This is a genomic window from Ruegeria sp. HKCCD7221, from assembly GCF_013031225.1.
Taxonomy (GTDB): Bacteria; Pseudomonadota; Alphaproteobacteria; order Rhodobacterales; family Rhodobacteraceae; genus Ruegeria.
The window spans coordinates 53350-79273 of record NZ_WPZE01000011.1 but is presented as its reverse complement, the minus strand read 5'-3'; the positions used below and the strand labels follow the sequence as shown (position 1 = coordinate 79273).

Below are 25924 nucleotides of genomic sequence, written 5' to 3'. Positions count from 1 at the left end.
AACCGATGCGTTGCCGCATCAACACCTATCTAAGGATCGGGACCTCATGGTCCGACTTCCGATCCTGTTGCATGGCTCGGGGCACGGGACCTCCGGTTGCCCAGTCCAGCAATTCCACCGTGTGCAGGATCGGAACGTCGGTGCCCGAACCGATCTGTATCATGCAACCAATGTTGCCAGCGGCGATAACATCAGGGTTCTTCGCCTCAAGAGTCCTGACCTTGCGCTGTTTAAGTTTTCCAGAAATCTCAGGTTGCATCAAGTTATAGGTGCCTGCGCTGCCACAGCACAAATGGCTGTCCGCCGGCTCGACCACGGTGAAACCCGCGTGTTTCAACAAGTCTTTGGGGTGCGTCTTGATCTTTTGGCCGTGTTGCAGGGAACATGCTGCATGATAGGCGACGGTCATGTCCTTGTCGGTGCCGTCCGGCAGGTCAAGCTGCACCAACAGCTCGCTGATATCCATTGCGATAGAGGACACCCGCGCCGCGTCTTCGGCCAACGCATCGTTTCGGAACATATGCCCGTAATCCTTGACGGTCGTACCGCAGCCAGACGTGTTGATGACAATCGCATCCAGCCCGTCTTTGTCCATCTCGGCTGTCCAGGCGCGGATATTCGCGGCAGCGGCCTTATGGCTGTCGTCTGATTTGCCCATGTGATGGGTCAGGGCACCACAGCACCCGGCCCCCTCAGCCACGACAACTTCGCAGTCCATACGGGTCAACAAACGAATGGTGGCATCGTTGATATCCGTATTCAGAGCCTTTTGCGCGCAACCCGTCATCAACGCGATGCGCTTTCTGCGTGCGCCTTTAGGCGCAAAGCTTTGGGGATCATCGTTACGACTCACCGGTGGGATATGTTTCGGTGCCATGTCCAGCATTGCGCGCAGCCGCGCGTCGGGCATCAGGAATTTGAACGGCCTGCCGAGTTTCGCACCGATCAACGCCCAGCGGAACCGCATCGGATAGGGCAGGATTTGCCCCAGAACCCAGCGCAATGCACGATCTGACAAGGGCCGTTTGTAATTCTGTTCGATATACTCGCGGGCATGATCCACCAGATGCATGTAGTGCACGCCCGAGGGACAGGTCGTCATGCACGCCAGACAGGACAGGCAGCGGTCAATGTGCTTGACGGTTTTTTCATCCGGAACACGCTCGTTCTCCAGCATGTCCTTGATCAGGTAAATCCGCCCACGCGGGCTGTCCAACTCATCCCCAAGAACCTGATATGTGGGACAGGTCGCAGTGCAAAACCCGCAGTGCACGCAATTGCGCAGGATTTCGTTCGAGCGTTTGATGCCCGGGTCTCGCAGTTGCTCTTCGGAAAACGTCGTCTGCATTTTTCTATCCCATCAGCCCCGGGTTGAACAAACCACACGGATCAAATTTCTGCCGAAGTCCTTGTGTTAGAGCCGCAACATCAGCCGTTTCGGGTTGGAAATGGCCCAATTCTGCGGTGGTTTCTGTATCCGCTCGGACAATCGTCGCATGACCGTCGAACGCTCCTAGACGAGCGCGCAGATCGGTGCCCTTGGGAACAAGCGCCCAGATCAATCCGCCGCCCCAATCAAACAGAGTCTGGCTTGCGTTCAGACGCGCGGACACCTCTGGCGCGTCCGTCGGTTTGACCGAGATACGCCATACATCGCCCTCCTTGTCATGGAACGCAGCGGCATCCCGAATGTCGCGCCACAAGTCAGACAAGCCCTCGACCTCTTCTGGCGCGCCAAAACCGGCCAGTGTGGATTTCAACTGCTCCACCCTGTAAGCCACCGAATCCGCAAATCCTTCCAGCCGCAGCAACGCGCGGCCTGATTGCGGGTCATAGGCCGCACCGCTTACCTCGAACGGGGATTTCAATGCAGCAGAGAGCACCTGAATTGCCGTTCCTGCATCCGCGACCGGGATTTGCAGCGTTGCGATCGCCTCGGGCTTGGGCAGCACTTTCAGCGAAACCTCGGTCAACACGCCCAGCGTTCCCCAGGCACCGCTCATTAACTTGACCAGGTCATACCCGGTCACGTTTTTCATCACCCGCCCGCCATTCTTTACGATCTGACCCCGACCGTCGACGTAACGGATGCCCAGCAGGAAATCGCGGCACGCCCCCGCCTGAATCCGGCGCGGCCCCGAGATATTGGCGGCCACGACGCCACCAATCGTCGGTGTGCCATTGGTACCCAACAGGCCGCGATGATCCATCGGTTCGAACGCCAATTGTTGACCTTCGGCGTCCAGCGCGGCCTCGATCTCAGTCACGGGGGTTCCGGCTTGCGCCACGATCGTCAGCGCGCCTGGCTCATACAAGGTAATCCCGCTCAAACCGCTAGTTTCAACAAGGTCATCCGGCCCGCCGATCCCTCGGGTTCCACCACCGGCAATTCGCACGGGCCCTTGCAGTCCAGCCACTATCTCGGCCAGTTCGGCCTCTGTTTCAGGTCTCATGACACTTCTTCTGTTTTAAAATACTTCGGGGGAATCGCGGCCTGCCGCGATGGGGGCAGCGCCCCCTACTCAGCAGCGATCCTGCGAACTTCGGACACATCCAGCGGGAACACTTTGGCCGGGTTCAAAAGCCAGTTTGGATCGAACACATCCTTTACCGCCATCTGCGCCTCAAGGTCCGCAGGCGCGTATTGATGCGACATCAGATCCCGCTTTTCGATCCCCACGCCATGTTCGCCGGTCAAACATCCCCCCACATCCACACACAGCTTCAGAATATCCGCCCCGAACGCCTCGCATTTCTCAAGGTCGCCGGGCTTGTTGGCGTCGAACAGGATCAGTGGATGCATATTCCCGTCACCCGCGTGGAACACGTTGCCTACCGGCAATCCGTAATCCTCGCTCAGCTCTCCGATCCGGCGCAACACCTGTGGAAGAGCAGACACAGGGATCGTCCCGTCAAGACACATGTAATCGTTCATCTGCCCCATCGCACCAAAGGCCGATTTGCGCCCAAGCCAGATTTTGGCGCTTTCCTCGGCCGATTGGCTTTCGCGCAGCTCAACGGGGTTGTGGCGCTTCGCGATCTCGACGATCTTCGACAGTTGATAGTCGATTTCGGCCTCGGACCCTTCAACCTCGACGATCAGCAGGGCGTGGCAATCGGGATAACCGGCATGGGCAAAGTTCTCGCACGCCTTGATACAGAGCGTATCCATGAACTCGATCGCCACGGGCAGGATTCCCGATTTGATGATGTCAGACACACATTGCCCGGCGACTTCGTTATCATCGAACCCCATCAGCACAGGCCGCGCGCCCTCGGGCTTGCGCAGGATGCGCAGGGTAGCCTCGGTCACGACGCCCAATTGCCCCTCGGACCCGCAGACCACACCCAGCAGGTCCAACCCGCCCGCATCAAGATACGCGCCGCCAATCTCGACCACGCTGCCATCCATCATGACCATCGTGACGCCCAGCAGATTGTTCGTGGTCACGCCGTATTTCAGACAATGCGCCCCACCTGAATTCATCGCGATATTCCCCGCAATCGCGCAGGCCAGTTGCGACGAGGGGTCGGGCGCATAAAAGAAGTCATCTTCTTCCACGGCCCCGGTCACGCTCAGGTTTGTACGCCCCGTCTGGACCCGGATAAATCGGTTGTCATAGTCGACCTCCAACACCTCATTCATGCGTGCGACACCCAGAATGACACTGTCCGCCGTGGGCAATGCGCCACCGGCCAGAGATGTCCCCGAGCCGCGCGGAACAACCGGAACGCCTTCTTCGTTGCAGATGCGCAGCACGTCCGAGACCTCGGCTGTCGTGGATGGCAGAACAGCCAGCATCGGAGGGCAACGATAGGCCGTCAGCGCATCGCACTCATAAGCGCGCGTCTCAGTCGGATCGTGGATCACGGCGTCTTCGGGCAGAACCTGTAACAGGCGTCGCAGGACCACATCCTTGCGGCGCAGAATGTCTGGGTTTGGCTTTGGCATTTCCATGGCGGGCCCTCCGTTTGGTAAAATAATATTACCAATTTTCCGATCTGGCAAGTTGCGACGTCACGACTTAGTGTCGCGCCCATGTCCTGGATTGATCAAACATTGCCCTTCGCGCCGCTGGACTTTGTCGGCATCGCCCTGCTGATCGGCGCATGGCTGTGGATCGGCTGGCGTATCGAGAATCCGTCGCCCGGCAAACCCTCGGTCGGGATGATCATGGATGACTATCGCCGCGACTGGATGAAGGAAATGGTCACCCGTCAGCCGCGCATGTTCGACGCGCAGGTGGTCGGCACAATGCGGCAGGGCAGCACGTTCTTTGCCTCGACCACGATGATCGCCATCGGGGGTGGATTGGCCCTGTTGGGCAATACGGAACGGCTGGCCGGGCTGGCGCAGGATCTGGCGCTGGGAACGGCCCCCGCGATGGTGTGGGAGGTCAAGATTCTGATCATCCTGCTGTTTTTGGCCAACGCCTTTCTGAAATACGTCTGGGCACACCGATTGTTTGGCTATTGCGCCGTGCTGATGGCCGCTGTCCCCAATGAACCCGAAGACCCTGCCGCTTATCCCCGTGCCGCCCAAGCGGCCGAGATTTGCGTCACCGCCGCGCGCAGCTTCAATCGGGGCCTGCGGGCGACCTATTTCGCGTTGGCGGCTGTGGCGTGGATACTGGGACCTCTGGCGCTGATTGCCGGCACGGTAACGACACTTGCCATGCTGTATCGGCGTGAGTTCGCATCGCATTCGCGCACGGTTCTGCTCAACACTGGATCGTGATCGCCGGGTCGCACCAAAACGATTAGGTTCACATCATGAGATATCTTGTTCTGACCGCCCTTTTGGCCACACCCGCCTTTGCCGACGATCCCGTGATTGAAAACGTCACCGCGCAACAGAGCGGTGGGACGTGGCGATTCGACGTGACTGTCCTTCACCCCGAAACGGGTTGGGACGATTATGCCGATGGCTGGCGGGTGCTGGATATGCAGGGGCAAGAGCTGGGAATGCGCGTGCTGCATCACCCGCATGAGAATGAACAGCCCTTTACCCGATCCCTTAGCGGTGTGGCGATTCCTGACGGCGTCACGCAAGTTCAGGTACAGGCCCGCACCAATACGGATGGGTGGGCCAAAGATACCTATGTGGTCGACCTGAACTGAGGTCAGAACACGCCCATTTGCAACCCGGCGGCCATGGCCAGTCCAAGCTCTCGACAGGTTTCAAGCTTGTCGGAGGGAATGGTTTTCTCGGCCAAAATCGCCTCGGGCGTTTGCGCATGGGTGCAGATGATCAAAGGCGGCTGCACCTCTTTCAGCCGCCAGCCGGTTGCGATGCGGGCGGTTTGGCGCGCAGCATTCTCGCCATCAGACCCGGCGCAGACCATCTGGGCATAGGGGCGACCCTCGATTCGACCCAGAACGGGGTAATAGCTGCGGTCGAAAAACTCCTTCATCAGACCCGAAATTGCGGCCAGATTCTCGGGCGCGCAGAATATATAGCCGTCGGCTTGCAACAGATCGTCCGGTCCGGCCTGATCAGCTGGTTTCAGGACCACATCCGCCTCATCTCGCGCGGCCTTGGCTGCGGCTTCCGCCATCTGTCGGGCCCCGCCGGTGCGCGAATGGTAAACGATCAATAGCTGCGCCATGGTCAGACCCGGTGGTAGGGGCCGCCAGACAGGATGGTTGCGGCCCGGTAAAGTTGCTCGGCCAGCATCACACGGACCAGCATATGGGGCCAGACCATCGACCCGAATGAGAGGGAAAAATCAGCCTCAGCCCGCAGATTAGGGTCTATTCCGTCTGCTCCGCCTATGATCAGCGCCAGATCCTGCCGTCCGGCATCGCGCCAGCCGCCCAGCTTTGTGGCAAAATCAGGTGAGGACATCACCCGCCCGCGTTCATCCAACGTACAGATCACGGCCCCTTTGGGCAGCGCCTTGCGCAGCAAAGTCGCCTCGGCCCCCATGCCCGCGTATTTCTTGTCTTCAACCTCGATCACCCGCCCGGGGCCAAGGCCCAAGGCGCGCCCGGTCCGATCAAAGCGTGTCAGGTAATCGTCAAGCAGGGTTTTCTCGGGTCCGGCGCGCAATCGCCCGACCGCAACTATGCTGATCCGCATATCTCTCTCGCCTCCGGCCCTTCAATACAGGCCGGGATGGCGCCTCAGTTGGCTGAGGCGCTGCCGCCCGCAGGCAGCCACATCTTTTCCAGCTGATAGAATTCACGCACTTCGGGGCGGAAGATATGGACGATCACATCGCCCGTATCAATCAACACCCAGTCGCCGGCATCCTTACCTTCGACCTTCGAGGTGAAACCGAATTCTTGCTTGATGCGATCCGTCAGCTTTTCCGCCATGGCCGCCACCTGACGGGTCGACCGACCCGAGGCAATCACCATGTGATCCGCAACAGAAGACTTACCTTGCAGGTTGATCTGCACGACGTCTTCGGCCTTGTCATCGGAAAGTGAGGAAAGGATACGCTCAAGCAGCTTGTCGCTGATTGACTGAGAGTGGGCCATCACGCTGGCCCCGTCATCGGCGGGCAAACCCGCCTGGGTATGTAGAGACAGGACATAGTCCTCCTTTGCTGCGCGCCATGCAATCCCGGCGCCGGGGTACTAATAAGGTAACAAGGGGATTGCAACATTTCAATGAAGCGCCACTCAACGCAGGCTCAATCCTCTGCGATCTGTTGCGAGCCTGCGTCGGGCAGCAGCCGCACCTCGCGCTGCGGGAAGGGTATCGATATGCCCTCGGCGTGGAATGCATCCCACAGCGCCAGATAGACATTGCCGCGGATATTGGTCAGCCCCTTGGTCGGGTCACTAATCCAAAAGCGCAGGACATAGTCTACGCTGCTGTCGCCGAACCCAGTGATATGGCAGACCGGCTCATGAGACCCGCCGCTCAATACCCGCGACACGGTTTTAACGGAATTGACGGCTGTCGAGCGGACCTTGTGCGGGTCGTCGGAATAGCTGGTGCCAAACTCCAGATCCAGCCGCACGAATTTGTCGGAATGCGACCAGTTCACCACCTGATTGGTGATCAGGTCCTCGTTCGGGATCAGGTACTCCCGCCCGTCGCGCGTTACGACCGAGACATAGCGTGCGCCCAGCGCGTTGATCCAACCGAACGTGTCCCCCAGCGAGATTACATCGCCCGGCTTGATCGACCGATCCATCAGGATGATGATCCCTGAAATCAGGTTCGAAACCACCTTTTGCAGCCCGAACCCGATCCCCACACCAATCGCGCCGGACAACAGCGCGATACCGGTCAGGTCAAAGCCCAGCGTGCGGATCGCGACCAGAAAAACCCCGCCATAGATCAGAACCTGAATGCCTTTGGCCAGCAGCACCTGCATCGACGGGGTGATATCGTCATTGCTCATCAAGCCGCGCTCGGCTGCACGGGTTCCCACGCGCGCCAGCGTCAACAGAATGCCGATCAGCAGAACAGCCTTGAGAATCCCAAGGGCCGAGATGTGCAGGTCACCTATGGAAATCGCCACTCCATCCATAAACCCGGCCACGTCGTCGGTCAGGTTCAGGGCAACAAGCGTTGCATAGACCCACATTGCCCATTTGAAGATGCGTCGCAGCGTTCGGTTCCGCACCAACCGTGCCACCAGTGCAATCGCCAGCCACGCAGCGGCCAAGGTTGCGATCACGCCGATTATGTAACTGCGCGAAGGCCATGTGATCTGCTGCATGACCAGATACAGCGCCCATGACAGCACCACGAAATACACCAGTGTCAGGCGCTGCATCAGTTGTACAAGAACCCGCAAACGCCACTTAGGCCACCCGGTGCGCGAGCGCGCCCAGGTATCCCAACGGCCCTGGGTCAGCAGCTTTAGAACAAATGCCGCTCCCCACAGACAAAGGATGATAATAATCTGGTACTGCCGCCAGCCCGGTGTGACGATCAGTTCGGCAAAATTTTCAAACTGAGAGGAGAAGGCCGCGACCATATCGTCATAAAGCTTTGACACCGAACTTGGGATCAGGTCTTGGTTCATGCAGCGCCTCCTCACGACCAGATTGAAGACCAAAGCCCCACGATGCAAGTCCGCGGCGGTTTTGAACCTTGATTGCCGGGATCGCGCGATATATCTGGTGCGCATGAGACTCAATGTGGCCCAACTTCAGAATCTGGAAGATCGCGCGCGTCTGCGCGAACGGTTCTATGGGGCTGCCCGCACGGTTCTGGCGCGCCTACGCGCAGCCTAAGCCACCTCGCCAGCTATTTCTCATTACATACGGGAGAGGACCGATGTCCCCCAAAACGCTCTATGACAAGATCTGGGATGCCCATGTCGCCCACGAAGCCGATGATGGCACCTGCCTGCTGTATATCGACCGCCATCTGGTTCACGAAGTGACCAGCCCGCAGGCCTTCGAAGGCCTGCGCATGGCGGGCCGCAAGGTACGCGCGCCGGAAAAGACCATCGCGGTGCCGGACCACAACGTGCCCACTACGCCGGATCGTGTGAACGGGATCGAAAACCCGGAATCGCGCATTCAGGTCGAGGCACTTGACAAGAACGCCAAGGATTTTGGCATTCACTATTACCCGGTGCATGACGTCCGTCAGGGCATCGTCCACATCGTTGGCCCTGAACAGGGTTGGACCCTGCCCGGCATGACCGTCGTCTGCGGCGACAGCCACACCGCCACCCACGGCGCGTTTGGCGCGCTGGCCCACGGTATCGGTACGTCCGAGGTTGAACACGTTCTGGCCACTCAGACCCTGATCCAGAAGAAGTCCAAGAACATGAAGGTGGAAATCACCGGCAAATTGCAGCCGGGCGTAACCGCCAAAGATATCACTCTGGCCGTGATCGGTGAAACCGGCACCGCCGGCGGCACCGGCTACGTCATCGAATATTGCGGCGAAGCGATCCGCGATTTGTCGATGGAAGGCCGCATGACCGTCTGCAACATGGCCATCGAAGGCGGTGCCCGCGCGGGCCTGATCGCCCCCGATGAGACCACGTTCGAATATGTCAAAGGTCGCCCGCATGCCCCGAAAGGTGCCCAGTGGGAAGCCGCGATGGAGTGGTGGAAAACGCTTTATACCGATGAAGGCGCACATTTCGACAAGGTCGTGACCCTTCGCGGTGAAGACATCGCGCCTGTCGTCACATGGGGTACCAGCCCCGAAGACGTGCTGCCAATCACCGCAACCGTGCCGAACCCCGAAGATTTCGAAGGCGGCAAGGTCGACGCGGCGCGCCGTTCGATCGAATATATGGGTCTGGAAGCCGGTCAGAAACTCAGCGACGTGGAAATCGACACCGTCTTTATCGGGTCGTGCACCAATGGTCGGATCGAAGACCTGCGCGCCGCTGCTGAAATCCTGAAGGGCAAAAAGATCAAGGACGGGATGCGCGCCATGGTCGTGCCCGGCTCGGGCCTTGTACGACTGCAGGCCGAAGAAGAAGGTCTGGCGGATATCTTCAAAGAGGCCGGTTTCGAATGGCGTCTGGCGGGATGTTCCATGTGTCTGGCGATGAACCCCGACCAGTTGCAACCGGGCGAGCGCTGCGCCGCAACCTCGAACCGCAACTTTGAGGGCCGTCAGGGGCGGGGTGGACGCACCCATCTTCTTAGCCCGGCGATGGCTGCCGCGGCGGCAATCACAGGACGGCTGACAGACGTCCGCGAAATGATGTAAGCTACCCTCATATCTGAATATTTGAGGGAGAGACTGAAATGAGTGATTGGGTCAAATGGCTCTTGTTGGGGCTACTTTCGATTGCGTTTGGCATCTTTGTGCTGGGCGCGCCGGTGGTGGCTTCGATAGCTGTGACAGTGGTAACTGGCGTGTTGCTGCTGATATCGGGCGCGTTGCAGGTCGTCGGCGGATTTTCTGTCGAAGGCACCGGCAACAAGATTCTGTCATTCATCATGGGTGCCGTGATGCTGTTCCTCGGCTGGAACTTCATGTCCCAGCCGCTTGCAGGAACGCTCACCCTGGCGGTGGTCATGTTGATCCTGTTCATGGCAGGCGGCATCGCGCGGGTTATCCTGTCGTTCCAAATGCGCGGAACACAGTATTTCTGGCCGACAATGATCTCGGGCATCTTGTCGATCGTGCTCGCGGGTATCATCTGGACCTATGTAGGAAGTGAACCAGCAGTGCTGATGAGCATTCTGGGTATCTTCCTGGGGGTCGAGATGCTGTTCAACGGGTTCGGTTTGGTCTTCATGGCGTTCTTCGTCAAGAACGCACCCAACGACGCAACAACGGAAGCGAAACAAGCTTAAACGCGGGGCAAGGGGTCGGCCCTCTCCCGCAGGAGTGTGAACATGGAAAAGTTTGACAAAGTCCACGGGGTGGCCGCCCCAATGCCACTGATCAATATCGACACCGATATGATCATCCCCAAAGTGCACCTGAAAACCATCAAACGGTCCGGCCTTGGCGTCGTGCTCTTTGACGAGATGCGCTATCACGAGCACGGCGGCGAGAACGAAGACTTCGTTCTGAACAAACCCGCCTACCGCAATACCGAGATTCTGGTGGCCGGTGACAATTTCGGCTGCGGCTCGTCGCGCGAACACGCACCTTGGGCGATCAAGGATTTCGGCATCAAGGTTGTAATTTCGACCAGCTTTGCAGACATCTTCTTTAACAACTGCTTCAAGAACGGCATCCTGCCCATCGTGGTCGAGGAAGAGCATCATGCGATCCTGATGGATGACGCGCATAAAGGCGAAAACGCCCGCATGACCGTGCATCTTGAAGATCAGAAGATCACAACATCGGATGGCGTCGAAATCGCGTTCGACATCGACCCGCACCGCAAGCACTGCCTGCTGAACGGTCTGGACGATATCGGCCTGTCGATGGAGAAAGAACATCACATCGACAAATTCGAGGATCACGCGAGTCAGGCCCGCCCCTGGGTATGATTCTATGGATGATTCTGTGAACACTCAACCTAAAGGGGTCGCCTCGGCGGCCTCTTTCGCATTCTAGGGGTTAAATTCGCGGCAACCACAACATGTAGGGGCAATGCTAAATTACACGTCGGATTTGCGTCAGCAATGATGCAAACCCGCACCAGTTTCGCCATCATTTTGCCCAAAATCACGTGTTTTCTGCACCTTGGCTTGAGTGGAGTGCCTGAGGCAGCCAGTGTTGGCGCTAAAGAGGCATCCGTCAAAAAACAAACGGCGGGCACAAGTTGGAATGAAGTCGGCACAGAACCGACCGGTCCAGTTTGAAAGGGTTCGGATAGTGATTGCGCGCACAACAGGGGCGGCAATACGGGGAATATTGGTTGCGTTGATCGTGCTGACCCCCGCGTTGTATCTGCCCGCATCGTCAACGAATGGGACCGAGATCGTCGTGTTTCTCGCCATTCTTGCGTTTTTCCTGACCTTTGCGGAATACAACTCGGCCTTCCCCAGCTTTATTGAGTTCCGGGACGCGCCCCCGGTGAACCGGCTGCGATTTGTTGGTCTGGTCACAATGATCATGTTTTTGACACTGATCTGTAAGAACGCCTATGCGCCGACCCATCTGACAACTGTCTTTTATTCGGTTGGCCTGAGCGTGGCCAATATCGTCGACTTTCCGTATTCGCCAGTTCGCCTGATCGTGCTGATGCTGCCTGTAGATGCCAGCTCGCCCCTGATCGAACTGGTTCGCATATCTGCCAGTGTCGCTTATCTCACGGCATTGGTTACGATTGGCAGCTTTGCCTACGCCGTGAAATTGCGTGGCTGGCCTACAGGCAACGGTGCGTTCAATGTCTGGACCAACCTGCCCTTGTTCGATCCGACCAAAGGCGGCGATGTGGTCACGCGCCTTCAGCGCGATGGGCGGCTCAACATCTCGATCGGGGTGCTGCTGCCGTTCCTGATCCCCGCGATGATAAAGATGCTGACGAATTATGCGGATCCCATTTCACTCAGCAATCCGCAGACCCTGATTTGGACCATGAGCGCATGGGCTTTCCTGCCCGCCAGTATGATCATGCGCGGCATGGCGACCCTTCGTATCGCGAACCTGATCGTTGAAAAACGTCGCGCCTATTCCACGGCCGAGTCCACTCAGACCGCATGATCCGAATACTATTCCTGCTAGTACTGCCCCTTATGGCGCAGGCTGAGACTGTGCGCGTGGCAACTTTTAACACCGAACTCAGCCGCGATGGGCCGGGCCTGTTGCTCAGGGATATTCGGCGCGGCGACGCACAGGTTCAGGCTGTGGTGCAGGTGTTGACAGCGGTCAACCCCGATATTGTCGCGTTGCAGGGTGTCGACTGGGACTTTGGCGGAGAAACGCTTGCCGCATTGACTGAACAGTTGCGAGAGGCCGGTTTGGACTACCCCCATCAGTTTGCCGCGCGGCCAAATTCGGGTTTGGAGACAGGCCTGGATATGGACGGCGACGGTCGCACCCATGGTCCGGGCGACGCGCAGGGTTGGGGCAAATACACCGGGCATGGCGGCATGGCGGTCCTGTCGCGTTATCCCATCAACCAATACGAGGTTCAGGATTTTTCGCCTTTGCTCTGGCGGGACCTGCCGGATGCGCAATTGCCTGTATTAGACGGGCAACCTTATCCGTCAGAAGACGCGCAAATGGTACAGCGGTTGCCTTCGGTCGCACAGTGGGTGGTTCCGGTTGAAACACCTTTTGGGCCGGTCGACCTGATGACCTTTCACGCGGCACCCCCCGTTTTTGACGGGCCGGAAGATCGGAACGGGCTCCGCAATCACGATGAGATACAGGTGTGGTCGCACGTTCTGGAAGGTCGGCTAGGCAGCGCCCCTAAAGGCCCTTACGTGATCGCCGGGGATGCCAATCAGGACCCGACCCGCGGAGAGGGGCGTAAACAGGCGATTAAGGCGCTTTTGTCCCATCCCCTGCTACAAGACCCCCAGCCGCGTGACGCGACAGGCGACTTGGCGACGGTCACTTGGAAAGCAACGGGTGATATGCGGGTGGATTACGTGTTGCCCTCGGCCCATTGGACGGTTCGGGACAGCGGTGTTTATTGGCCTGATACAGGGACCGAAGGGCGAACGGCGGCGCAAACAGCAAGCCGCCATCGGCTGGTTTGGGTCGATCTGGAATTGGAGTGAAACTGACAAAACAGGGCAACCGGTTGGCTGCCCTGTCCTTTGTCGAGGATCGTCTTCAAACCCTGAAGAACTCGTTACCCAAAATATGCAGTATCAGGTCCGCGGTACCGAGGATGACCCTCCGCCCGCAGGATCACGGCCTCCGCTGGTGGACGAACTTCCGGTCGGATCGCTACCGCCGCCAGGTGTTGAACTTCCACCTGGATCACGGCCGCCTTCGGAAGTTGAGCTATCGCTCGGGTCACGCCCCCCGCCCGAGGTTGAGCTATCGCCCGGGTCACGCCCCCCGCCTGAGGTTGAGCTATCTTCAGGCTCACGCTCTTCACCGGTTGGCGAGCAGGGAACCGATGCCGTTCCAGCAACCGCCGAGTCATCGCACCCTCCGGGGGGCGGTGGCGGCGGTGGCAGGCAGGGCTGGTCCGGGTTCGCACCACTGGGGCTGGCCCCGCCGGTACAACCGACAACGTCTCCGTATTTATTGAAAATAGGCTCGGGCTGGATCGGCTCTGGGGCTTCTGTTTGACCACAGGCGGCGACTAACGCCAGACATGCAGTCGCAGCCCATAGTTTTGAGTATCTTTGCATTCACTTGTCCTTTTTCACGGGCCGACGCACACCCGCACCGGCCCAAACCATCCAAAAAAGCGTACTCGTAACCCACTGTGAAATATGGAAAGTGCTGTCTCTCTTTCGGAACGCCGGAACTTTAGAATTGAAATCTGCGGACAAAAAGCCGCTAATCTGCATCAACATCATGCAAATTTGCAGGACGCCTGAAAATGAACTGGGACAATCTGAAAGTGCTGTTGGCCATTAGTCGGTCGGGCTCTTTGACAGGCGCCGCACATTTCCTTGATGTGGACGCGACCACAATGGGCCGCCGGTTGACCGCGTTGGAACAAGAGCTTGGGGTGATCCTGTTTGTTCGCTCTAAGTCAGGGTTTGTGGCGACCGAAGCCGGGGCCATTGCAATCGAACGCGCGCTACAAATCGAAGCAAGCTATCACCGACTGACCGACGAAATCTCTCAATCACATGCCAGCGCTGTAGGGATGATGCGTATAGTCGGGAATTCGTGGACAATGCAGCGCCTGGCCTTGTCAGGGATGGATCGTTTTCTTGCCGAAAATCCCGGATTGGACCTGAGGTTCATGACCCGTGCCGCAACAACGCGCATCTCGGGCGAGGCGTCAATTCAGATGTGGTTCGAAGTTCCGCCCGAATCTGCGGAATACACGGTCACACTGGGTCAGGTCCCTTACGCCGTTTACCACGCCGCCCACCTGCAAGAAGAACCTGCAAGCTGGGTTGCCTTTTTTGACGAAGAGGCCAGCCGCCCAATCATCAACCGCGCGGTCAGACGCCTGAGCAAACAAACCGAAAAAGTGCGATTGACTGCAACGGACGCCAGCGTGCTGGTCTCGGCCGTTGCTGCGGGGGCGGGTAAGGGGTTGCTGCCAATGTGCCTTGCCGAAGGGCGCGATGATCTGGTGCGTGTTGGCACAGGTCGTCCGGATTTCAGCCGCACCCTGTACCTCTATCTCAACCCGGATACTGTTGGGTACAAGCGCGTGCAGGTCACTGTTGAGTGGGTGTGCAAGGCGTTCAACGCGGCGTTTCTACCGAACACCTGAGCGTCGGCAGGGCCGCGCGTGGCAAGCATTTCTTCAGGAATTCGTCGTTCCGGGCACAGATACGGGTTTTACCTGCAGCTTACAGCTTCCTCGCATTGACCCCATGCTGCGCAGGCGCTAGGGCCATTGCGACGAAACGCAAGGAGATCCTTCATGTCCAACCCCTCGCTCCTCATCCTGCCCGGAGACGGTATTGGCCCCGAAGTCATGACCGAAGTCCGCCGCATCATCGACTGGTTCGGCGCGAACCGCGGTCTGGCGTTCGACGTGAGCGAGGATTTGGTCGGCGGTGCCGCCTATGACGCCCATGGCAAGCCCCTATCGGATGAGACCATGGCCAAGGCGCAAGAGGTCGATGCGGTATTGCTGGGCGCGGTTGGTGGCCCGAAATATGACGATCTGGATTTCAGCGTAAAACCTGAACGCGGCCTCCTGCGCCTGCGCAAGGAAATGGACCTGTTTTCAAACCTGCGCCCGGCGCAGTGCTTTGACGCGCTGGCTGATTTCTCATCGCTGAAGAAAGACATCGTCGCCGGTCTGGACATCATGATCGTGCGCGAACTGACCTCGGGCGTCTATTTCGGCGAACCGCGCGGCATCTTCGAAGAAGGTAACGAACGCGTGGGCATCAACACCCAGCGCTACACCGAATCCGAGATCGAACGCGCCGCACGCTCGGCCTTTGAACTGGCGATGCGCCGGAACAAAAAGCTGTGCTCGATGGAAAAAGCCAACGTCATGGAATCGGGCATCCTTTGGCGCGAGGTCGTGGACCGTGTGGCCGAGGATTACCCCGAGGTTGAGCTGACCCATATGTATGCCGACAATGGCGCAATGCAGTTGGTGCGCGCACCCAAGCAGTTTGATGTGATCGTCACCGACAACCTGTTCGGCGATATCCTGTCCGATTGCGCGGCAATGCTGACCGGCTCGTTGGGGATGCTGCCATCCGCTTCGTTGGGTGCACCGATGGCCAATGGCCGGCCCAAGGCAATGTACGAACCGGTCCACGGCTCGGCCCCTGATATCGCGGGTCAGGGCAAGGCGAACCCGATCGCCTGTATCCTGAGCTTTGCCATGGCGCTGCGCTATAGCTTTGACCAAGGGGATGAGGCCGATCGTCTGGAAGCCGCAATCGAGAAAGTTCTGGCCGATGGTGTCCGCACCGCCGACTTGCTGGCCGAGGAAGGTGTGCAACCTGTGTCGACCACCGAAATGGGTGACGCGATTCTGGCGGCGCTGGACGAAACCGTCTGATCACGCGAGCATACAAATGCCAAAGGCGGTGCCCAGCGCACCGCCTTTTTCTTTGCCCGATCAATTGCCGAAGATATTGTTCAACAGGTTGTTAATGGCGTTCTCGAACCCGTTGCCCTGCCTGCGGCGTTGCTGCCGGGGCTGCGCGGTTCGCACGGGCGGGTCCGGGGCCAGCATCGGCAAGGGCGTCGGCGTCATCCCTTCGGTCACGCGCAGCATGGTTTCCTTCCAGATTTCCGCAGGCAACCCGCCGCCGGTAACACCGGAAAGGGGCGTGTTGTCGTCATAACCCATCCAGACACCCGCCACGTAATCCGCCGTGAACCCGATAAACCAAGCATCGCGCGCGGCCTGAGTCGTGCCGGTCTTGCCCGCCACCTGCCAGCCCGGAAGCTGCGCCCGCGCGCCGGTGCCTTCCGAGACCACGCGCTCCATCATCCATGTCAGTTGCTTGGCCGCCTTGTCGTTGATGACGCGTTCTCCGATGCCGGTCGTCGTCACCATTACGGGCGCCTGGTCCCCCAGCAGCTTTAACTCGGTCAGACCATAAGGTTCCACGGACGAGCCACCGTTCAGGATACCCGCATAAGCGCCGGTCATCTCAATCAGCGTGCTTTCCGACGCGCCCAGGGCAAGGGCGGGACCTTCGGCCAGATCATTGGCGATCCCAAAACCGCTGGCGACAGTGCGGACGTTTTCAAGCCCCGCAACCTCGGCCACTTTGACGGCCGGGATGTTCAGCGAGTTCTTCAAGGCATCCGCAAGCGTGACCCTACCATAGAACTTGTTGGTATAGTTCTTGGGGCACCACTGACCCGAACCGGGAATATTGATGCAATAGGGCTCGTCCACCACCGTATCCAGCGGGGAATACCCAAGCTCCAACGCTGTCGCGTAGACGAAGGGTTTGAAGGATGATCCGGTCTGGCGCAACGCCTGTGTCGCGCGATTGAACGCACCTGATACACGCGTCTTGCGACCGCCGACCATGGCGCGCACAGCCCCATCTGCGGACATAACGACAATCGCGGCCTGCGCCTTGGACCCTTCGCGGACCTTTTCCTGAAAGATATATTGCAGCGCCTCTTCAGCCGATTTTTGCAGGCGCTGATCCAGAGTCGTCCGGATCACCACGTCCTCGGTCGTGTTGCGGGTGAAGAACTCCGGTCCGCTGGCCATAACCCAATCGGCGAAATATCCGCCTGCACGCGCGGCGGCAGCTTCGGACAGTTCCGCGGGACGGGCGCGGGCTTCGCTGGCCTGCGCGGGGGAAAGATATCCCTGATCCTCCATCAACCCGACCACAAGACGCGCCCGATCCTGCGAGCGTTGCAGGTTGTTCGTCGGCGCATACCGGGTCGGCGCGACCAGAAGACCCGCCAGCATCGCGGCCTCGGACGGAGATACTTCGGCGGCTGAAATCCCGAAATACCGCTGGCTGGCCGCCTCGAACCCTCGCGCACCTGCGCCAAGGAACGCCCGGTTCAGATAGATGGTAAGGATTTCGTCCTTGGAGTATTTGACCTCCATCGCCATCGCGTAAACGGCTTCCTTGGCTTTGCGCCACAACGACCCCTTACGGCAATCAGCTTCATAGGCCGCCTCGGACTCCCATTCAGCCGGATCGTATGGAACGCCCAGACATAGCAACTTGGCCGTCTGCTGCGTGATGGTCGAACCGCCATGGCCCGACAGCGGCCCCCGGCCTTCGCTCAGGTTGATGCGCACGGCGCTGGCAACCCCGCGCGGGCTGACACCGAAATGGCGATAGAACCGCTTGTCCTCGGTCGCGATGACCGCGTGTTTAAGGTGCGGGGACACGGTATCAGCCGTAATGACACCGCCAAACTGGTCACCGCGCCATGCAAACACCTTACCGTCGCGGTCCAGCATCGTGACCGACCCGCGCGCGCGGCCGTCCAAAAGCGAATCAACATCGGGCAACGAGGTGTAGACAACGCCAATCGCCAGCGCCAGCAACAGCGCGCAAACGGCCCCCACGCGCCATGTCACGCCCCAGATCATCCGCCACAGCCAGCGGAACATCCTGCGGAATATCCCTCCGCCGCCACCGGCCGATTTCTTGCGTGTTTTCTTGCGGGTGGGCTTTCGTGTGGTGGTTTTACGTGCGACAGCCTTCTTTCCCGCAGGTTTCGCGGTGCGTTTGGTCGCCTTGGGTTTACGGCCCTTGGACGGGTATCTTTTATCCGCCACCAAAGGAGTTTTGCGGCGCTTGGAATCTGTCATTTCCGAACTCTGCCCGGTTATCGTTTTGAGGCACCATACCCTGCAACACCTGTGAAGTTGAGGTCCGAATTTCCGGTAAATCTCTTCCTCACTTTGCACATTTTTCGGGCATTTATCTCAATCTGTGCAAAAATTGTGCACCTAGCTGCAAATTTCCCCAGCGTTCGGTCGCACTCAGCGTTCCTTAAAACCGTCAGCCGCGCTTTTTTGCTGCGAGTGCAAACAAGCCGGACAGACCGGGAAGCAGAGGGGATCAACGTGAAACTGATCATTGCGACAATCAAGCCGTTCAAGCTGGAGGAGGTGCGCGAGGCACTGACCGAAGCTGGCGTGCGCGGCATGATGGTGACCGAAATCAAGGGCTTCGGCTCGCAATCGGGTCACACAGAAATCTATCGCGGTGCGGAATATGCCGTGAACTTCGTACCCAAGATCAAACTAGAAATCGTGGTGCCCGCTGCGATGGCCGACCAGATCGTCGAGACCATCACCAAAACCGCCAAGACCGGCAAGATCGGTGACGGCAAGATTTTCGTCCTCGATGTCGAGCAGGCCCTGCGCGTGCGGACCGGGGAAACCAACGAAGAGGCGCTGTAAGCGCCCCCACTCACAATCATTCGAGGACTGACAATGAACCTGATGAAATCTCTCATCCCTGCTGCCGCGATCGTCGCGCTGCCGCAGATGGGTCTGGCGCAAGAGGCCGCCGACGGCGAAGCCGCGCTCCATACCCAGTATATCTTCACCACGCTGCTGTTCCTGATGGCAGGGTTCCTGGTCTTCTTCATGGCGGCAGGTTTTGCCATGCTTGAAGGCGGTCTGGTGCGCTCCAAGAACGTGGCCATGCAGATGATCAAGAACGTGGCGCTGTTTTCCATTGCCGCGATCATGTATTGGCTGGTTGGCTTCAACACGATGTATCCGGGCGACTTCAATGGTTTCTTTGCCATTGGCGGCCCAACCGTGCTTGACCCGGTCGGCGTCGACCCTGCCGAGGCTGCTTTGGACTATGCCTCGATCGGTTCGGACTTCTTCTTCCAGTTGGTCTTTGTGGCTGCAACCGCCTCCATCGTGTCAGGTGCCGTTGCCGAACGGATCAAGCTGTTCCCCTTCTTGATCTTCGTCGTTGTACTGACCGGTATCATGTACCCGATCTCAGGTTCCTGGCAGTGGGGCGGCGGCTGGCTGTCTGAAGCTGGCTTCTCGGATTTCGCTGGCTCGACCGTCGTACACTCGGTCGGTGGCTGGGCAGCGCTGGCAGGCGCGATCATCCTTGGTCCGCGGATCGGCAAATACAAGGACGGCAAGGTCCACCCGATGCCCGGTTCGAACCTGGCACTGGCAACCCTGGGTACGTTCATCCTGTGGCTGGGTTGGTTCGGCTTCAACGGCGGCTCGCAGCTTGCAATGGGCACTGTGGGCGACGTAACAGACGTCTCGCGTATCTTCGCCAACACCAACATGGCCGCCGCTTCGGGCGCTGTTACAGCCCTGATCCTGACACAACTGCTGTACAAAAAGCCTGACCTGACCATGGTGCTGAACGGTGCGCTGGCCGGTCTGGTTTCGATCACAGCCGAACCTCTGGCCCCGACCCTGTTCGGCGCGCTGTGGATCGGTGCTGTCGGCGGTATCATCGTGGTCTTCGCGGTTCCGATGCTGGACAAGTTCAAGATTGACGACGTTGTCGGCGCGATCCCGGTTCACCTGTTCGCAGGCATCTGGGGCACCATCGCCGTGATCTTCTACGGCGAAGCATCCTTGGGCACCCAGCTTCTGGGCATCGCAACCTACGGCGTGTTCACCTTTGTCGGCGCGTTGATCCTGTGGAGCATCCTGAAAGCCGTTGTCGGCATTCGCGTCAGCGAAGAGGACGAGATCAACGGCCTCGACATGGCAGAACTGGGGATGGAAGCATATCCCGAGTTCTCCAAAGGCTAAGACCTGAGTTCACCACTCAAAGGCCGGGCGTTCGCGCCCGGCCTTTTCTTTTGGAATTGGTCAAAAACAAAAAAGCCGCGCAATGCTGCGCGGCTTTAACGGTTGTGATGGATAACTCAAACGCCGACGTCGACAATCGCCTGTGCCAGAATCGGCACCGTGTTGGCGTTCAGACCCGCGATGTTCAACCGGCTGTCGCCGACCATATAGATGCCGTGATCAGCACGCAGCTTCTCGACCAGTTCCGGGGCTGCGCCAAGGCGCGAGAACATGCCGCGATGCTGGGCGACAAAGCCAAACCGGTCGGACCCGCTCAGTCTTTGCAGCTCGTCGGCCAGTTGTTGGCGCAGACCCAGCATAGACAGGCGAACCTCTTCCAGCTCGGCCGCCCAATCCGCGCGCAAGGCGTCGTCATTCAGGATTGTCGTCACGACCCGCGCCCCGTGATCGGGCGGGAAGGAATAGTTCTGACGATTCAGAAAGGCCAGCGTCGACTGGTTCAGCGCCGTCTGCGCCGCATCATCGCTGATTGCCATCAACAGCCCGGTGCGTTCGCGATATACACCGAAGTTCTTGGAACAAGACGCCGCGATCAGGCAACGCTTGACCGACGAGGCAACAAGGCGGGTAGCCTGCGCATCTTCCTCAAGACCATCACCAAAGCCCTGATAGGCGATGTCGATCATCGCGACGAGGCCAAGCTCGTTGATGATGTTAACGACCTCTTGCCACTGAACCATGTTCAGATTGGCTCCGGTCGGGTTGTGGCAGCAGCCATGCAGCAGAACCACGTCGCCCGCCTTGGCCGTTTTCAGGTCTTCGACCATGCCATCGAAATCAACGCCTCGGGTCTCACTGTCGAAATAGCGGTACTGAACGGTCTCCATCCCCAGATAGTTCAGGATCGACAGGTGGTTCGGCCATGTTGGGTTCGACACAAAGACGCGCGCCGAAGGGTTGGCCATGCGGATCATCTCGAACGCTTGCCGACACGCCCCGGTGCCGCCGGGCGTCGCTACAGCCGCGATGTTGCCACGCGGAACCGAGGTGCCAAGGATCAGGCCGATCATCGCATCCGCAAAAGCCGGATCGCCCGCCAGACCAGTATAGGCCTTGCTCTCCTGTTCTTCCAGAATGCGCTTTTCAGCCGCTTTCACCGCGCGCATGACCGGGGTCACGCCTTCAGCATTCTTGTAGACGCCAACACCTAGGTCGATCTTTTGATCGCGCGGGTCTTCGCGGTACATCTGCATCAGCGCCAGGATCTTATCGGCGGGCTGCGGTTTGAGGTTTTCGAACATCAGGTCTCTCCGGTTGCGACGGGCAGGGTGGGGAACGCACCCCATTCAGCCCAGGAGCCGTCATAAAGCGAATGGTCTTTTTTGCCCAAGCGTTCCAACGCAAGGCTGAGGATCGCGGCAGTTACACCCGACCCGCATGAGGTAATGGCGGGTTTCGACAGGTCCACGCCAGCGGCCTCGAACACGGTGCGGCATTCATCGGGCGACTTCATCGTGCCGTTCTTGTTCAGCAGCGTACCAAACGGCACATTGCGCGAGCCTGGAATATGACCCGAACGCAAGCCTTCACGCGGCTCCGCGCTTGTCCCTGCAAATCGGGCGGCAGAGCGTGCATCAATGATCTCGTGATCGGCCAACTTCGCCGCCGCAGACACCTGCGTGACGTCCCGCACCAGATGGTTTTGCACGCGCACCGTCATGTGACGGTCACGAATGACCGGAGGAAGGTCTTCGATCTCACGCCCTTCAGCCTGCCATTTGGGGAAACCGCCATCCAGAACAGCGATGTTTTCCTGACCCATCAGACGGAACAGCCACCAGACCCGCGCGGCGGACATCAACCCGGCGCCATCATAGACCACCACCTGATGACCATCCCCAACCCCCATCGCCCGCAGGCGCGACATGAACTTTTCAACCGGGGGCGCCATGTGCGGCAGATCCGAGCGACGATCCGAGATCTCGTCAATGTCAAAGAACCGCGCGCCGGGAATATGGGCCGCGTCATACTCGGCCTTTGCATCCCGCCCTTGCTGCGGCAAATACCATGAACCGTCCAGAACCCGCAGGTCCGGGTCCTTGAGATGGGCTGCAAGCCATTCGGTTGAAACGAGGGTTTTCGGATCGTCCTGCATCAAAGCCTCCCCAAAGCGAGTTTGGGTTTTCCCTATACGCGCAGGGTTGAGGGTTCAAGGCTGGATAAGGTCGCGGGTCCGCTTATCCGGCCTGACCATAGTGGTGCATGTTCAGAAATGCGGCACCCTCATCACCCGCCCGATAACCATGGGGAATGTCTGCAGCAAAGCGCAGGCCCTGTCCGGCTTGCAACGGCACCCATTCCGCGTCGCGCAAGATTTCCAATGCACCTTTCAGCACGAACACTTCCTCGGTCACGCCGGCGGCATGGGCGGCGGATTCGTGGCTCTGGTTTGGGGCAAGATCAACGTGGAAGGTTTCCGCGCCAAGTGCGGGATCATAGGGGAAGACGATCTTGACCTCGATGCTGCCGGGAAAGGTCACTGTGCGGAACAGGCTGGAATCGGCAGGGTCGCGCAGCGCCGACGACCCGATCAAAGCACTAAGTGGCAGTTGGAATCCTTTGGCGATCTTCCACAGGGTCGCGATGGTCGGGCTGGATTCGCCCCGCTCGATCTGGCCCAGCATTGCCTTGCTGACGCCTGTCATCTCGGCCACCTTGGACAGGCTCAGCCCCGAGGCCGCGCGCACATCCCGCAGTTTCAGCGTTATATCATCCGGTGCCATATCGTTCGTCTTTCGAATCCTCTTGTGCGTTATAGCGCACATGTGTTACGTGCGCTATAACGCACACACCCCGCCATCGCAACCGGGGCATAAGGGAAACAGCATCATGCCAATGTACCGATCCAGAACCTCTACCCATGGCCGCAACATGGCCGGTGCCCGCGGTCTGTGGCGCGCCACCGGGATGCAGGATGACGATTTCGGCAAGCCGATCATCGCAATCGTCAACTCGTTCACGCAGTTTGTGCCGGGCCACGTTCACCTGAAGGACCTCGGCCAGATGGTTGCCCGCGAGGTCGAGGCCGCCGGTGGTGTCGCCAAAGAGTTCAACACCATCGCCGTGGATGACGGGATCGCCATGGGTCATGACGGGATGCTGTATTCGCTTCCCTCACGAGAGGTGATCGCAGATTCGGTCGAATACATGGTCAACGCGCATTGTGCCGATGCGATGGTATGCATCTCGAATTGCGACAAGATCACGCCGGGTATGCTGATGGCTGCCATGCGCCTGAATATACCCGCGATCTTTGTCTCGGGCGGGCCGATGGAGGCCGGAAAGATCGACATCGCCGATCTCGACGTCAAAAAGATCGACCTCGTGGACGCGATGGTCGCCGCGGCCGACGACAAGTACACCGACGAACAGGTCCAGCATATCGAGGAAAACGCCTGCCCGACCTGTGGGTCGTGCTCGGGCATGTTCACCGCGAACTCGATGAACTGTCTGGCCGAGGCGCTGGGTCTGGCCCTGCCGGGCAATGGGTCCACGCTGGCCACGCACTCAGACCGCAAAGAGCTGTTCCTTGAGGCCGGTCGCCGCATCGTCGAGATCACCAAGCGCCACTATGATCTGGATGAAAAGGGCTTCCTGCCCCGCGAAATCGCCACATTTGATGCGTTCGAGAACGCCATGTCGCTGGACATCGCCATGGGCGGGTCCACCAACACCGTGCTGCACCTGCTGGCTATCGCGCATGAGGGCGAGGTGCACTTCACCATGTCCGATATGGACCGACTCAGCCGCGAAGTACCCTGTTTGTGCAAGGTCGCGCCGAACACAGAGAACGTGCATATGGAAGACGTTCACCGCGCGGGCGGCATCTTCTCGATCCTCGGCGAACTCAGCCGCGCCGGTCTGCTGCACGATGATTGTAGCACCGTGCATTCGGCAACGATGGGTGAAGCAATTGCCAATTGGGATATTAAGGTCGCCAACAACCCCAAGGCGCAGGATTTGTTCAAGGCCGCGCCGGGTGGCGTCCGCACCACGCAGGCGTTCAGCCAATCGAATAGGTACAAGGAACTGGACACTGACCGCGAAGGCGGCGTGATCCGGTCCAAGGAACACGCGTTCAGTCAGGATGGAGGTCTGGCGGTGCTGTTCGGCAACATCGCGCGCGACGGCTGTATCGTGAAAACCGCCGGTGTGGACCCTGCCAGCCTGACCTTCACCGGCTCGGCCTATGTCTGCGAAAGCCAGGATCAGGCGGTGAACGACATCCTGACCGGCAAAGTGAAAGAGGGCGACGTGGTCGTTATCCGGTACGAAGGCCCGCGCGGTGGCCCGGGGATGCAGGAAATGCTGTACCCGACCTCGTATCTGAAATCCAAGGGGCTGGGCAAAGCTTGCGCGCTGCTGACCGACGGGCGGTTTTCGGGTGGCACCTCGGGCCTTTCGATCGGCCACGTCTCGCCCGAAGCGGCCGAAGGTGGCGTCATCGGTCTGGTGCATCAGGGCGACAAGATCGAGATCGACATCCCCAACCGCTCGATCCATCTGGCGGTGTCCGACGAAGAACTGGCCGCGCGCCGGGAAGAACAGGACGAAAAAGGCTGGGAACCTGCCGCCGCACGCAAACGCAAGGTGTCCACGGCACTGAAGGCCTATGCCAAACTGACGACAAGTGCGGCTAAGGGAGCAGTGCGCCAGTTGTGACTGTGTTGACCCGGCGCGCGATTATGACGGGCCGGGTTTTCCAACCACCCAAACCCTCCCGCGCCCGAACTACGCCATCGGCTGCGCCGATACCCCGTTCAGTCTTGGGCCCGGCGCCGCGCGGTGCGCGGCGCCGGGCCCAACCAGAGGAGATGTCTTGTCAGAGACATTGATGATGGGCGGGAGAACCTGCCCCTTACTCAGTCGCCAAGTTTGGCATGAACCTCATCCAGATCAATTTCACCAATTGGCATCTTGTTAGCCGGGTTCTCAAAATCATACCGGAACAGCTCGAAATCCTGCTTGTAGATTTCGTAGACCAAGTGCATCGAGAGGTCGTCAAAATAGTCTGCAACCGGATGCGCGCGCTTTGGGCCATGCCCCTCAGATTCGTTGAAGCGCGGGATTGTGGACAGCTCCACATTATGCGGCGTATCCAGATGGTTCAGGACATCCTGCATTCCGTCGTTGAACGCTTCGGTCCAGAAAATCTTGTCATACCGTCCGCCATTCACGATGAAGGTTGAGACATGGCCCGACATGGCGGACCAATGAATGTCGGGGTCCATCGGCCTGCGCCACCGGATCGTGTCGCGCGCGAACAAAAGAAACCGACGGAAGCTGGCGATCTGATCGAACTCACCCTTGCCGTCATCGCCGCCAACCTCGATCCCGTAATTGTAGATCAGCGTCGGCACCAGATTGCCCCGGTACCGTTTGCCGTTTCGCTGAATGCCGCAGATCTTGTCAAAAAAGGAGCTGAGGATACGCGTGTAAGGATTGCGGACACAGGTGAAGGTATAAGACGAGTGGTTTCGGATATTTTGGGAAATCACATCCTGACTGGTCTCGAACGCCCATTTGTGCATTCCGTCATCTGCGTCGTGAATATCACCATCAAAGAACCGACCATGATCCGAATAATACATGATCTGTCCAATGGTCGAGCAGGCGCATTTCGGCACAACCCGATACACCATGCTTTCGCTCTCGGTCATCCATGTGCCGGGAAAACCCATCTGCTTTGCCTCCTCCGCGTGTCAGAACCT

The 25924-nt window shown here is 59.0% G+C and carries 26 protein-coding genes; 13 read left to right on the top strand and 13 right to left on the bottom strand.

The genetic code is table 11. The features are described 5' to 3' along the window. Nucleotides 1–25: 25 nt before the first annotated feature. From glcF to GOX73_RS19145, 3 genes are all read right to left on the bottom strand, one after another. Nucleotides 26–1348: a glycolate oxidase subunit GlcF gene (gene glcF, locus GOX73_RS19155; protein ID WP_171126656.1), complete on the bottom strand. Its 1323-nt coding sequence runs from the start codon at nucleotides 1346–1348 to the stop codon at nucleotides 26–28. Between the two features lie 4 nt (nucleotides 1349–1352). Then, complete coding sequence (locus tag GOX73_RS19150; protein ID WP_171126655.1) at nucleotides 1353–2453, bottom strand: FAD-binding protein; 1101 nt, start codon at nucleotides 2451–2453, stop codon at nucleotides 1353–1355. A gap of 65 nt (nucleotides 2454–2518) precedes the next feature. After that, nucleotides 2519–3958 carry an FAD-linked oxidase C-terminal domain-containing protein gene (locus GOX73_RS19145; RefSeq protein ID WP_171126654.1) on the bottom strand — a complete coding sequence of 480 codons (1440 nt, stop codon included), beginning with the start codon at nucleotides 3956–3958 and terminating at the stop codon, nucleotides 2519–2521. 81 nt (nucleotides 3959–4039) lie between these two features. Between GOX73_RS19145 and GOX73_RS19140 the strand changes: the two genes are divergently transcribed. Both GOX73_RS19140 and GOX73_RS19135 read left to right on the top strand, forming a co-directional pair. Then, nucleotides 4040–4738, top strand: coding sequence for a DUF599 domain-containing protein (locus GOX73_RS19140; RefSeq protein ID WP_171125884.1), 699 nt, complete (start codon nucleotides 4040–4042; stop codon nucleotides 4736–4738). 35 nt (nucleotides 4739–4773) lie between these two features. Next, entirely contained in the window at nucleotides 4774–5121 is a 348-nt protein-coding gene (locus GOX73_RS19135) for a hypothetical protein (RefSeq protein ID WP_171126653.1), read from the top strand. Nucleotides 5122–5123: 2 nt separating this feature from the next. Here GOX73_RS19135 and GOX73_RS19130 read toward each other — a convergent pair whose 3' ends face one another. The 4 genes from GOX73_RS19130 to GOX73_RS19115 all read right to left on the bottom strand — a co-directional run bounded on the left by GOX73_RS19130 (nucleotide 5124) and on the right by GOX73_RS19115 (nucleotide 7991). Further along, nucleotides 5124–5609, bottom strand: a complete 486-nt coding sequence (locus GOX73_RS19130) for a flavodoxin family protein (protein ID WP_171126652.1) — start codon at nucleotides 5607–5609, stop codon at nucleotides 5124–5126. A gap of 2 nt (nucleotides 5610–5611) precedes the next feature. After that, nucleotides 5612–6082 carry a 23S rRNA (pseudouridine(1915)-N(3))-methyltransferase RlmH gene (gene rlmH / locus GOX73_RS19125; RefSeq protein WP_171126651.1) on the bottom strand — a complete coding sequence of 157 codons (471 nt, stop codon included), beginning with the start codon at nucleotides 6080–6082 and terminating at the stop codon, nucleotides 5612–5614. Nucleotides 6083–6126: 44 nt separating this feature from the next. Continuing rightward, nucleotides 6127–6486, bottom strand: a complete 360-nt coding sequence (gene rsfS / locus GOX73_RS19120) for a ribosome silencing factor (RefSeq protein ID WP_170353820.1) — start codon at nucleotides 6484–6486, stop codon at nucleotides 6127–6129. Between the two features lie 155 nt (nucleotides 6487–6641). Continuing rightward, nucleotides 6642–7991, bottom strand: coding sequence for a mechanosensitive ion channel family protein (locus GOX73_RS19115; protein ID WP_171125876.1), 1350 nt, complete (start codon nucleotides 7989–7991; stop codon nucleotides 6642–6644). Between the two features lie 115 nt (nucleotides 7992–8106). Between GOX73_RS19115 and GOX73_RS19110 the strand changes: the two genes are divergently transcribed. The 6 genes from GOX73_RS19110 (at nucleotide 8107) to GOX73_RS19085 (ending at nucleotide 13074) form a co-directional block, all read left to right on the top strand. Next, entirely contained in the window at nucleotides 8107–8202 is a 96-nt protein-coding gene (locus GOX73_RS19110; protein ID WP_254428854.1) for an isopropylmalate isomerase, read from the top strand. 43 nt (nucleotides 8203–8245) lie between these two features. Then, nucleotides 8246–9649: a 3-isopropylmalate dehydratase large subunit gene (gene leuC / locus GOX73_RS19105; RefSeq protein ID WP_171125874.1), complete on the top strand. Its 1404-nt coding sequence runs from the start codon at nucleotides 8246–8248 to the stop codon at nucleotides 9647–9649. Between the two features lie 38 nt (nucleotides 9650–9687). Further along, nucleotides 9688–10242 carry an HdeD family acid-resistance protein gene (locus GOX73_RS19100; RefSeq protein ID WP_171126650.1) on the top strand — a complete coding sequence of 185 codons (555 nt, stop codon included), beginning with the start codon at nucleotides 9688–9690 and terminating at the stop codon, nucleotides 10240–10242. Nucleotides 10243–10284: 42 nt separating this feature from the next. Beyond that, complete coding sequence (leuD, locus tag GOX73_RS19095; protein ID WP_171125870.1) at nucleotides 10285–10890, top strand: 3-isopropylmalate dehydratase small subunit; 606 nt, start codon at nucleotides 10285–10287, stop codon at nucleotides 10888–10890. A gap of 328 nt (nucleotides 10891–11218) precedes the next feature. Continuing rightward, nucleotides 11219–12049, top strand: a complete 831-nt coding sequence (locus GOX73_RS19090; RefSeq protein WP_171126649.1) for a hypothetical protein — start codon at nucleotides 11219–11221, stop codon at nucleotides 12047–12049. Continuing rightward, complete coding sequence (locus tag GOX73_RS19085; protein WP_171126648.1) at nucleotides 12046–13074, top strand: endonuclease/exonuclease/phosphatase family protein; 1029 nt, start codon at nucleotides 12046–12048, stop codon at nucleotides 13072–13074. The genes GOX73_RS19090 and GOX73_RS19085 overlap by 4 nt, the downstream gene beginning before the upstream one ends. A gap of 93 nt (nucleotides 13075–13167) precedes the next feature. Here GOX73_RS19085 and GOX73_RS19080 read toward each other — a convergent pair whose 3' ends face one another. Further along, nucleotides 13168–13659 (bottom strand): hypothetical protein, encoded by a 492-nt coding sequence (locus tag GOX73_RS19080; RefSeq protein ID WP_171135065.1) that lies wholly within the window; start codon nucleotides 13657–13659, stop codon nucleotides 13168–13170. Between the two features lie 194 nt (nucleotides 13660–13853). Between GOX73_RS19080 and GOX73_RS19075 the strand changes: the two genes are divergently transcribed. Together GOX73_RS19075 and leuB are read left to right on the top strand one after the other, a co-directional pair. Beyond that, nucleotides 13854–14708 (top strand): LysR family transcriptional regulator, encoded by an 855-nt coding sequence (locus GOX73_RS19075; protein ID WP_171126646.1) that lies wholly within the window; start codon nucleotides 13854–13856, stop codon nucleotides 14706–14708. 153 nt (nucleotides 14709–14861) lie between these two features. Further along, nucleotides 14862–15965: a 3-isopropylmalate dehydrogenase gene (gene leuB, locus GOX73_RS19070; protein ID WP_171126645.1), complete on the top strand. Its 1104-nt coding sequence runs from the start codon at nucleotides 14862–14864 to the stop codon at nucleotides 15963–15965. Between the two features lie 60 nt (nucleotides 15966–16025). On the opposite strand, the gene GOX73_RS19065 is transcribed toward leuB, so the two are convergent. Continuing rightward, nucleotides 16026–18212 carry a transglycosylase domain-containing protein gene (locus tag GOX73_RS19065; protein WP_171126644.1) on the bottom strand — a complete coding sequence of 729 codons (2187 nt, stop codon included), beginning with the start codon at nucleotides 18210–18212 and terminating at the stop codon, nucleotides 16026–16028. Nucleotides 18213–18470: 258 nt separating this feature from the next. On the opposite strand from GOX73_RS19065, the gene GOX73_RS19055 reads away from it, so the two are divergent. Together GOX73_RS19055 and GOX73_RS19050 are read left to right on the top strand one after the other, a co-directional pair. After that, nucleotides 18471–18809, top strand: coding sequence for a P-II family nitrogen regulator (locus tag GOX73_RS19055; protein WP_171125856.1), 339 nt, complete (start codon nucleotides 18471–18473; stop codon nucleotides 18807–18809). Between the two features lie 33 nt (nucleotides 18810–18842). Next, on the top strand, nucleotides 18843–20153 hold the full coding sequence (locus GOX73_RS19050; protein ID WP_171126643.1) for an ammonium transporter: 1311 nt from the start codon (nucleotides 18843–18845) through the stop codon (nucleotides 20151–20153). A 116-nt stretch (nucleotides 20154–20269) separates the two neighbouring features. On the opposite strand, the gene GOX73_RS19045 is transcribed toward GOX73_RS19050, so the two are convergent. The 3 genes from GOX73_RS19045 to GOX73_RS19035 form a co-directional block, all read right to left on the bottom strand. Then, nucleotides 20270–21454 carry an amino acid aminotransferase gene (locus tag GOX73_RS19045; protein ID WP_171126642.1) on the bottom strand — a complete coding sequence of 395 codons (1185 nt, stop codon included), beginning with the start codon at nucleotides 21452–21454 and terminating at the stop codon, nucleotides 20270–20272. After that, on the bottom strand, nucleotides 21454–22308 hold the full coding sequence (gene sseA / locus GOX73_RS19040; protein ID WP_171126641.1) for a 3-mercaptopyruvate sulfurtransferase: 855 nt from the start codon (nucleotides 22306–22308) through the stop codon (nucleotides 21454–21456). The genes GOX73_RS19045 and sseA overlap by 1 nt, the downstream gene beginning before the upstream one ends. Before the next feature lie 82 nt (nucleotides 22309–22390). Then, nucleotides 22391–22936 (bottom strand): helix-turn-helix domain-containing protein, encoded by a 546-nt coding sequence (locus GOX73_RS19035; protein ID WP_171125850.1) that lies wholly within the window; start codon nucleotides 22934–22936, stop codon nucleotides 22391–22393. Nucleotides 22937–23042: 106 nt separating this feature from the next. Here GOX73_RS19035 and ilvD point away from each other — a divergent pair, with 106 nt between their 5' ends. Continuing rightward, entirely contained in the window at nucleotides 23043–24875 is a 1833-nt protein-coding gene (gene ilvD, locus GOX73_RS19030) for a dihydroxy-acid dehydratase (RefSeq protein ID WP_171126640.1), read from the top strand. Between the two features lie 200 nt (nucleotides 24876–25075). On the opposite strand, the gene GOX73_RS19025 is transcribed toward ilvD, so the two are convergent. Then, complete coding sequence (locus tag GOX73_RS19025) at nucleotides 25076–25894, bottom strand: sulfotransferase family protein (protein ID WP_171126639.1); 819 nt, start codon at nucleotides 25892–25894, stop codon at nucleotides 25076–25078. Nucleotides 25895–25924: the final 30 nt, after the last annotated feature.